Raw genomic sequence first — 8,925 nt, forward strand, 5'->3', positions numbered from 1 at the left:
CTTGAGGTCGACATGCAGATCCGAACTGAACGTCCGGCAGACGACGCGGCGATCGATGAGTTGACCCGCGTTGCATTCGAGCCGATGCCGTTCAGCAGTGGCACCGAAGCCCCGATCATCCGGGCGCTGCGCACCGCCGGCGACCTGACCCTGTCGCTGGTGGCCGAGGAGGAGGGCACGATCGTCGGTCACATCGCCTTTTCGCCGGTCACCATCGGTGGGGTGCATGGCGGCTGGTTCGGGCTTGGGCCGATTGCCGTGCGCGCCGATCGGCAACGCCAGGGCATCGGCAAGGCGCTGATCGCGCGCGGGTTGGAGCTGCTGCGCCAACGAGGCGCTGCCGGTGTGGCGCTGATCGGCAACCCCGATATCTATGGCCGCGTCGGCTTCGAGAGCGATGGTCTGTTGGCCTATGGCGATCTCGATCGCCGCTACGTGCAGCGGCTGGTGCTGTCCGGCCCGCCGCCGCAGGGCGAACTGAGATTTGCGCCCGGCTTCGAGGTGTGACCTCCGTAACGGGAACTTGTCACCGGCAGCGCCCCAAACGCGATGTCATCCCGGCGGAGGCCGGGACCCGTCCTGAGGTGTGACGGCTCTTGCACGAGCCCCTCACCATCTCGGGATGGGCCCCGGACTGCGCCGGGGTGACACCGTGGGTGGGGGAATATCTGTGACAGAGCCTCTCATTCAACTTGGCGCGCGTGAGCTTCGCTCGGATTGATCCAGCGCCGTTTGACCATCCAACCATGTTATTATAGTAACATACTCTGCGCCGATGCGGTGCGGAGGGGCGGTTGCGCGCAAGGCGCGACCGAGCAGGGGTTGACGATCGAGGCGCACAGAGCGGGGCGGATGGCACGGCTTCTGCCGCACCATCCGGTCTTGCCGTCAGATCTTGTTGGCGGCCTTCAGCTCGGCGTCGAGCTTGGCCTGGTAGGCCCGCTTCATTTCTTCGTCGGCCTTGGCGCTCACTCCGAAATAGACGAAGCCCAGGGCGCGCCGCGACCGGGTCGGCGAGCGGTTGGGGCTCGCCCAGTGCACCGTCTTGCAGTCGTGCATCAGCAGCATTCCGGCAGGGCCAGGCTGCGCCACCGTGTTGGCGACGTCATGCTCGGTGCCGAAATCGGTGATCCCCTGCGAGAAGCCGAGAATCTCGGAGCGCCCATGCGGGCGCCAGCCTTCGAAGGCATGCGAGCCGCGCACATATTGCAGGCACCCATTCTCGTCGTCGACCGGCTCCAGCGCCAGCCAGCCGGTGATCGCCTTGGGCGGCGCGATCTTGAAATAATAGCCATCCTGGTGCGGCGGCGTCTGCTTGCCGATCCCCGGCGGCTTGTTGAAATACTCCATGTTCTGGGCTACCGCCTCCTCACCCAGCACCGTCTCGGCCAACTCCTTGATCACCCCGTCGCTGAGCAGCGCCTTGAAGTAGCTGTCGTATTTTTCGAGGTACATCATCTGCTTGACCGTCGAGCGGTTGGCCTTGTCCTCGTAGTAGACCTCGGTCTCCGACATCTGCGGCACGCATTCGACGAGGAACCGGTCGAGCTCGCGGTTGATCTCGGCCATGCGGGCCGCGTCGAACAGCGGCCGGAACGCGACATAGCCATCCCGGTCGAAGTCTTGTTTCAGCTTGTCATGCGGCAGGTTCATCGCAGCACTCATTCGGCTCTCCTCCATCTGCGGATATCGCGGCGTCGAGGCATGAAAGGCCAACGCCGCCGGCCCGTCACCGCCGCGGAACGGCAGCCCGTTAGGAAATCCGATTGCCGCCGCCAACCACTACTGGCGAGGCGTCATGTCCTGTGACACCGCTGAGCTCGAGCTGCGCGACCACCGTTTTGGTCGGATCAACCGCCGCATGCCGATCGGACCCGTGCAATGGCCGTTCCACGATCTGTTCTGGGTGCACGAGGGGCGCGTTGCCATCAGCTTTCCCGAGCTTGGCGCAAAACTCCGGCTGGTGGCGCCGGCGGGTGTGCTGATCCTGCCGCGCACCCAGTTCCAGGGCGCCACGCTCGGCGCCTTCGCCACCGCTTCGATCTGCCACTTCACCATGGCCGGGGAGAGTACGGGGCCGGGCTATGTCCTGCCCAACCCGGACGAAGCGCTGCACCTGCAGAACCTCATCCGCCTCGCCATGCACCTCGCTCGCCGCAACCGCCCCGACGACCTGCCGCGCCGCAAGCGCCTGCTGCTGAGCCTGCTCGACGGGTTCGACCTCACCGGCGCTCCCGGCACGCCGACTGCCGACGAGGACCGGCTGACCATTGCCTGGACCCAGGCCGGGCAGAACCTCCATCGCATGCGCACCCTTGCCGATGTGGCGGGTTTGCTCGGCGTTTCCGAGAGCGCGCTGCGCGCCATGCACCGCAAGGCGCGGCACACCTCGGCAGGCGAGCACCTCAGGGAGCTGCGCCTCACCCGCGCCGAGGAGCTGCTGGTATCGACCGACAAGTCGCTGGCCGCCATCGCCGCCGAAGTCGGCTACGGCCATGCCGCGACCCTCGCCGCCGCCTTCCGCAAGCGGCGCGGCAAGACCCCCGGCCAGTACCGCCACTGGTCCAACCCTTTCGCCTGACCGGAGCTTTCGATGCAGCGTCTTGAAGAGATCACCATCTACGCCAACCCCGACCCGCTGCTGCTCAGCCGCCAGGCGACCTTCCCCGGCATCGTGCAGCTGGCCTCGGACGAACTGGTTGCCATCTTCACCATCGGCCAGGCCTTCGACGCCGCCGATGCCCGCGCCCATGTCAGTCGCAGCTCCGACGATGGCCGCACCTGGTCCCCTCCGGTGCGCCTCACCGACCACGAAGTGCGCCCTGAGGAATCCGAGAGCTTCAAGCCGCTGCTACTGGCCGATGGTTCGCTCCTTGCCACCGGCTACGTCTTCGTCCGCCCGACCCCGCTCACTCCCGTCGTCGACCCAGACACCTTCAAGCTGCTGACCCTGCGCAACAAGACCAGCACTTCGACCGATGGCGGCCGCAGCTGGAGCATCCCGGCCTATTTCGACATCGAGGGCCAGCCGCTCGAGCTTTCCGGCCCCGCCATCCAGCTCGCCTCGGGCCGTATCATCGCCGCCACCGCGCCGTTTCATCTCGGCAAGGACGGGCATGCCGGCTGGATCATTGCCAGCGATGACAATGGCCGAAGCTGGCGCAAGCTCTCCGAGTTCTACCGTTCGCCGGCTGGCAACGTCTCCACCTGGGAGAGCCGCATCGCTGACCTCGGCGGCGGCCGCGTCGCGGTGATCTTCTGGGCATATGACAATGCCGCCGGCGCCAACCTCAACAACCACGTGGTCGTCTCGAGCGATGGCGGCGAGACCTTTGCATCGCCGATCGACACCGGCATTCGCGGCCAGGCCTCGAACCTCATGTCGCTCGGCGGTGGCAGGGCCCTCACCATCCACGCGCACCGCGAGGCGCCGGTTGGGCTGATCGTCCGCCGCGTCGATCTCAACCACGGCTTCAAGGTCGAGGAGGAGCTGAACCTCTTCAACGACGCGACGATGGGCAGCGACTCTGCCGACATCAAGAAGCAGTTCGGCAGCCTGAAATTCGGCCAGCCCTCCTTGCTGCGCTTGCAGAACGGGGAAATCTACGCCGCCTGCTGGAGTTTCGAGCAGAGCCAGTATGTGATCAAGGGCTATCGGATCGCGCTCTGATCGAGTCTTTCTGAACCGGAGGAACTGGTTGGGCTCGACGGTTGACCAACCCACCGGCTGTCATCCCAGCGAAAGCTGGGACCCAACTCGCAGCTGGCGCAAGCGGTGAAATGGGTCCCAGCTTTCGCTGGGATGACATCGCAGGTGGGGCGATCACAGTGGCTCAACTCATCCGGTGAAGCGATCCAGAGCGAGGTCGCGAACGGGGCGAGTCGACGGGAGGACGAGTATCGTGTCGCGGGCAGAAGGCGTCGGCGTTGCCGAGTACGAGGAGCAGTCGGATTTCGACAAGATCCGGCGCATTCCCTATCTCTACGCCTTCAACATCATCACCGCCGCGGCGCTGCTCTGCACCGTCACCTCGCCCTTGGCCCTGTTCGCTGCCGAGCTTGGGGTGCCCAAGGACCGTATCGGGCTGATCGGCGGCATCATGCCGTTCGTCCAGGTCATCGCGGTGGTGTTCCTGCCCATCGTCATGGCCTTCGGCCACCGCCGGGTGGCCGGCTACGCCTCGCTCACCCGCTATCTCTGCCTGTCGCTGATTCTCGTGGCGCCGATGTTCCAGGGCAACCCGGACATGGTGTTCTGGGTGCTGTTCGCGGCAATGCTCGGTTTTTCGATCTTCCGCACCCTCGCCGAAACCGCGATCTGGCCGTGGTCGCAGGAATATATGCCGAGCTTCATCCGCGGTCGGCTGACCGGCGGCATTGCCGTCGCCTACCTGCCGGTGGCGCTGGTCGGCTCGGTGCTGGTGCAGCTCTGGCTCGATGGCCAGCACGGCATCGAGCGCTTCTTTCCGGTCTTCGCTGTCGGGCTCATTCTCGGCGTCATCGCCGCATCGACCCTGTTCGGACTCGGCGGCGGCAAGCCGCGCCCCGGCTCGGCCCGCGGTTTCGACTCGATCCGCGCCATGCGCGATCCGCTGCGCGATGGCAACTTCCTGCTCTACCTCGTTTCCTCGGGCACGCAGTTCCTCGTCTACACCGTCATCAACCTGTTCATCCTCTTGTTCTTCCGCGAGCGGCTGGGCATCTCCTCGGGCCAGATCGTCCTGATGGCGGCCTTCATCCCGGTCGGCGCCGCGGTGGGCAGCGTCGCCTCGGGCTGGTTCGTCGATCGCTATGGCACCCGGGCCATCCGCATCACCCTGCAGGCGCTGCAGGTGGCGATGCTGATCGCGGTGATGTTCGTCACCAGGGAAACGCCGGGCACCATCTTCGTCGTCGGGGCGATCTTCTTCGTCTTCGGCATGCTGTTCCAGAGCGCCATCTCGGTGGGCGGCATCTACATGCTCAACTACGTGCCGCCGGCGAAAAAGGAGAGCTACATGACGCTCGCCTATATGACCGACGGCCTGATCGGCGGCGGCGCTGCCTTCCTCGCCGGCTGGCTGCTCGAACTGCTCGCCGAAAACACGATCGTCGTCTCCGGCGTGACACTGGGCAATTTCGAGACGCTGTTCGCGCTCAGCGCCTTGATGGTGGTGCTCTCTGCCATCACCTTCGCCATGCTGAAGGAAGAAGGCGCCACCGGGGTGCGCGATTTTCTCGGCCAGTTCGGTCGCGGCCGGCCGTTCAGCGCCCTCTGGGGCATCCACCGCTATGGCGCGCTCACCTCCGAGGAACGCCGTCGCGACCTCGCCTATGGCTTCGGCAAGACCCGCAGTGCGCTGGTCAAGGAAGAGCTGATTGCGGCGCTGAGCGACCCGAGCTTCGACGTCCGGCATGAGGCCATCCAGTCGCTCGGCCACCTGCCGCCGAGCCCGGCGGTGGTGCGGGCGCTCGAGTCGATGCTGGCCTATGACGGGCTGGTCGAACTGCAATATGCGGCGCTCAATTCGCTCGGCCGCATCAAGGCCTCGCAAAGCGGCGACGCCATCGCCCGCTTCCTCGATAGCCCCAACCCGCTGCTGCGCGCCCGTGCGGCTCGCACCCTCGGCGATATCCGCGATACGAAACACCTGCCGCGCATCCGCCGGCTGCTGGCCGACGATCCCGAAATCGATACCCGGCTGGCCGCGGTCTCGGCGCTGGGAAAGTTCCGTGACAGCCAGAGTGTGGATGGGCTGCTGCAGGTCTATCGCGAACTGGCCGGCGATGCCCAGAGCATGGTGGGCGAGCCGCGCAGCAAGGTGGTGCTGCTGGCCCTCGCCAAGATCCTCGACTGGGAAGAGAGCTTTTCGCGTGAGTGGCGGCATGAGGAAAAGGTGCTGGGCTATCGGCTGCCCGGCCTGTTCAGCCGCCTCAGCGACAGCCTCCGCAAGCGCTCCAACGAGGAGCACTCCCGCCTCATGCTGCAGGCCGCCGCAGCCCTGAGCTCGGGCAGCACCGGCACCGCCTTCCGTGCCCTGCAGGACCTCCGCCCCTATATCGCGCGCAGCGGCCACCCCGAAGCCGGTATCGTGCTCAAACTGATGGACGGCACCCGCGACATCGAACAACCGCACCGGGCGTTGTTGATCCTCCTGGCGCTGGCGATGCGCCCGGTATTGGCGGGATAAGAAAGCCTCCGAGACTGGCAGTCGGCGCCCCCTCGCCCCTGAGGGGAGAGGGTAGTGCAGCTAGGACCGCAAGGTCCGTAGCGTAACTAGGGTGAGGGGTTAAGTCTCTCAGCGAGCGCGCGTTGCACCGCTTCACCCCTCAACCGGCGCTACGAGCCACCTTCTCCCCTGAGGGGAGAAGGGAAGGGGTGCTCACACCCTCAGCTTTGCCCACCGCACATCCAGCGCCCGGGCCTCGCCCGCATAATACACCACCAGCACATCCCCATCCGGCAGCGCCGTCGCGGACGGCAGCCCGAAGCTCCACACATCCATGCTGGCCAGCATGTCGCCGGTATCGCTGATCGCGGCCTGCGCCCTGGCATGCGCATACACCTCGACATCGCTCTCGGCCGCGAACGGCGCGTCGATGCTCGCCGCAACGCGCGCCCGGATCGACTGCGAGCCGAACCGATCGACCCATGCCAGCACCACGCGTCCGTCGGGCAGCACTGCCGGCCGCGCCGCCTGGTCGGCAAAGCCGAGGTTCTCGGGCGCGCTCCAGCTCATTCCCCCGTCGGCGCTGATCCGGCGGTGGATGTTGAGGTAGCTGGCCGTCTCCGTGTCGTAGGTCCAGGCGAACGAGCCGATCCGGCCATCCGGCGCCACCGCGCAACGGAGGTCCCAGTTGAAGATCCGGCCGCCCGGGTCCTCGGCCACCGTCAACGGGCCAGTCCAGCTCTGCCCCTCGTCGGCCGAGTGGAAGAACACCGCCCGCTGCAGCCACTTCGAAGCGTCGAGATAGCTCTTGTTGGTCTCGATGCTCATCGCCAACCGTCCGTCGTCCAGCCGCATCACCGGGCTGGTGAGGCTGGCCGGGCCGATCTCTTCGGGCATCGGCACCTCGCGCCAGCCGCTCCAGCTCGCGCCATTGTCCTCCGAGTTGGCGAGCAGGATCACCATCGGCAGGCAGCCCTCGGTCTCGGCGTTGAACAAGGGCTTGCCGGGATAGGTCGTGCGATCGACCCACATCGCCGCGGCCAGCAGCCGATCGGGGCCGAGTTCGGTGACGTAGCAGAGCTTGAGTGTGCCGCGGGTACCGCGAACGTGGGGGGGCTCGAACGGATAGCTCGGCGCCGACCAGCTGAGGCCGTTATCGGTGGAGCGATAGAACGTGATGCGCTCTTTGGGCGAGTCCTTCTCGTTGCCGGCCCTGAGCGTTGCCAGCAGTGAGCCGTCCGCCAGCGCGGTGACCGAGGGAAAGGTCAGGTTGGCACGCGCCGTTCCGGGCTCTGCCTTTCCCAATGTTCCTGATGCGACGATCTGCATTGGCCTCTCCCCCCCTGAGCGTTCACGATTGGGTGGCACCGGGCGACCTGACCCACTCACGGGTCATTCCCGCGAAAACGGGAACCTCTGTTTTCTGGCCTGCGACACCATCCCAAACGGAGTTCCCCGCTTTCGCGGGGATGACACCGCGGGTGGTGCAATTCGCCAGTGCCCCCTGAAGCCGCTGCGCCAACCCGCCTATGCGGCGCGTCTGAACAGCGTCTCGCCGCCCACCACCGTCGCCTCGATCTCCAGTGTCTTTGGGTCGAGCACCGCGAAGTCGGCCAGCTTGCCGACCTCGATCGAGCCGATATCCTTCTCCATCCCCAGCACCCTTGATGGCACGAGGCTCGTGGCATGGGCGGTGCGAACGAGGTCGGCGCCGACCATCGTCACGTAGTTGCGCATCGCCTCATCCGGGGTCAGCGACGAGCCGCAGAGCCCGCCATTGCGATCGACCACGGCCTTGCCGCGCGCGCTCCGCACCCACTGGCCGGGATAGAACTCGAACTCCATGTCCTCGGCACCGGCATATTTGTTGGCATCGGTCTCGAGGAACACCCGGTCGGGCGGCAGCTGTGCGAGGATCTTCATCAGCTTGGGCGACACGTGGATGCCGTCGCAGATCAGCCCGAGCGCCAGGTTGGGCTCCGCCAGCAGCGCATCGGTGAGCGACAGCACGTGCAGCCCCATATTGCCGGGCTCGGGCTGGCGCATCACGTTGTACATGTGGGTCACCGCATCGATGCCCCAGGAAACATAGCGTGCCACGTCGTCCGGCACCGCCTGGCTGTGGCCGAGATGAATGCTCACCCCATCGGCCTTCAGCCGCTTGATGAAGGCTTCGGCGCCGGGCAGTTCCGGCGCCAGCGTCACCGCCTTCAGCCGGCCGTTGCTGGCGGCGAGCATCCGCTCGGCCAGTTCGACGCTCGGCTTTTGCAGGTTGCGCGGGTTGTGGGCGCCCGGTGAGGCGAAGACCGGGCCTTCGCTGTGAATGCCGATGGCGCGCGCCCCGGTGGCTCTCTCCGTCTCGGCCGCAAGGCGCGTAAGCGTCGATTCCATGTCCTCGGGCGGCAGGCAGCTGATCGAGGGCAGGAACCCGGTCACGCCACGCGATAGCAGCAGCGTCGAGTTGTCGGCGACGCAGCCGGGCAAGGTGTCGTTGTAGAGGTAGACGTCCATGCCGTGCTGGAGGAGGTCGATAATGCCGGGAAACAGCAGCTTCCCGCTGGCCTCGACATCCTGCCAATCCGTGCCGGTGGCGGCGTCCCGGCTGACGATGCCGGTGAACCGGCCATTCTCGATTAACAGATCCTGCCCGATTTCTCCGCCCGGGGTCACCAGCGTGGCGTTACGCCATCTTTGCTTCACTTGCAGAATCCATGCTCGTAGTATATTGTCATGATAACCACCTAACATGCGAATTCAAGGGGAAACATGGCGCCTT

General features: G+C 66.0%; 7 protein-coding genes. 4 read left to right on the forward strand and 3 right to left on the reverse strand.

Features of this window, described 5'->3' with window-relative positions; translation table 11 throughout:
- Nucleotides 1–12 precede the first annotated feature (12 nt).
- Entirely contained in the window at nucleotides 13–507 is a 495-nt protein-coding gene (locus VGV07_RS01985; RefSeq protein ID WP_326867010.1) for an N-acetyltransferase, read from the forward strand.
- A 381-nt stretch (nucleotides 508–888) separates the two neighbouring features.
- Here VGV07_RS01985 and VGV07_RS01990 read toward each other — a convergent pair whose 3' ends face one another.
- Entirely contained in the window at nucleotides 889–1,665 is a 777-nt protein-coding gene (locus VGV07_RS01990) for a phytanoyl-CoA dioxygenase family protein (RefSeq protein ID WP_326867011.1), read from the reverse strand.
- Nucleotides 1,666–1,798: 133 nt separating this feature from the next.
- Here VGV07_RS01990 and VGV07_RS01995 point away from each other — a divergent pair, with 133 nt between their 5' ends.
- The 3 genes from VGV07_RS01995 (at nucleotide 1,799) to VGV07_RS02005 (ending at nucleotide 6,170) form a co-directional block, all read left to right on the forward strand.
- Nucleotides 1,799–2,581, forward strand: coding sequence for a helix-turn-helix transcriptional regulator (locus tag VGV07_RS01995; RefSeq protein WP_326867012.1), 783 nt, complete (start codon nucleotides 1,799–1,801; stop codon nucleotides 2,579–2,581).
- Between the two features lie 12 nt (nucleotides 2,582–2,593).
- Nucleotides 2,594–3,670 (forward strand): sialidase family protein, encoded by a 1,077-nt coding sequence (locus VGV07_RS02000; RefSeq protein ID WP_326867013.1) that lies wholly within the window; start codon nucleotides 2,594–2,596, stop codon nucleotides 3,668–3,670.
- A gap of 232 nt (nucleotides 3,671–3,902) precedes the next feature.
- On the forward strand, nucleotides 3,903–6,170 hold the full coding sequence (locus tag VGV07_RS02005; RefSeq protein WP_326867014.1) for an MFS transporter: 2,268 nt from the start codon (nucleotides 3,903–3,905) through the stop codon (nucleotides 6,168–6,170).
- Nucleotides 6,171–6,362: 192 nt separating this feature from the next.
- Here VGV07_RS02005 and VGV07_RS02010 read toward each other — a convergent pair whose 3' ends face one another.
- A complete protein-coding gene (locus VGV07_RS02010) occupies nucleotides 6,363–7,478 on the reverse strand; it encodes a sialidase family protein (RefSeq protein ID WP_326867015.1) in 1,116 nt (371 codons plus the stop codon).
- 198 nt (nucleotides 7,479–7,676) lie between these two features.
- Nucleotides 7,677–8,849 (reverse strand): N-acetylglucosamine-6-phosphate deacetylase, encoded by a 1,173-nt coding sequence (locus VGV07_RS02015; RefSeq protein WP_326867016.1) that lies wholly within the window; start codon nucleotides 8,847–8,849, stop codon nucleotides 7,677–7,679.
- Nucleotides 8,850–8,925: the final 76 nt, after the last annotated feature.

It is taken from the genome of Devosia sp. (assembly GCF_035944845.1).
Classification (GTDB): domain Bacteria; phylum Pseudomonadota; class Alphaproteobacteria; order Rhizobiales; family Devosiaceae; genus Devosia_A.

What these genes read in the sequence shown, in the direction of transcription:
- VGV07_RS01985 (WP_326867010.1), top strand. Translation starts at nt 13, where the DNA reads ATGCAGATCCGAACTGAACGTCCGGCAGACGACGCGGCGATCGATGAG.
- VGV07_RS01990 (WP_326867011.1), bottom strand. Translation starts at nt 1,665, where the DNA reads ATGAGTGCTGCGATGAACCTGCCGCATGACAAGCTGAAACAAGACTTC.
- VGV07_RS01995 (WP_326867012.1), top strand. Translation starts at nt 1,799, where the DNA reads ATGTCCTGTGACACCGCTGAGCTCGAGCTGCGCGACCACCGTTTTGGT.
- VGV07_RS02000 (WP_326867013.1), top strand. Translation starts at nt 2,594, where the DNA reads ATGCAGCGTCTTGAAGAGATCACCATCTACGCCAACCCCGACCCGCTG.
- VGV07_RS02010 (WP_326867015.1), bottom strand. Translation starts at nt 7,478, where the DNA reads ATGCAGATCGTCGCATCAGGAACATTGGGAAAGGCAGAGCCCGGAACG.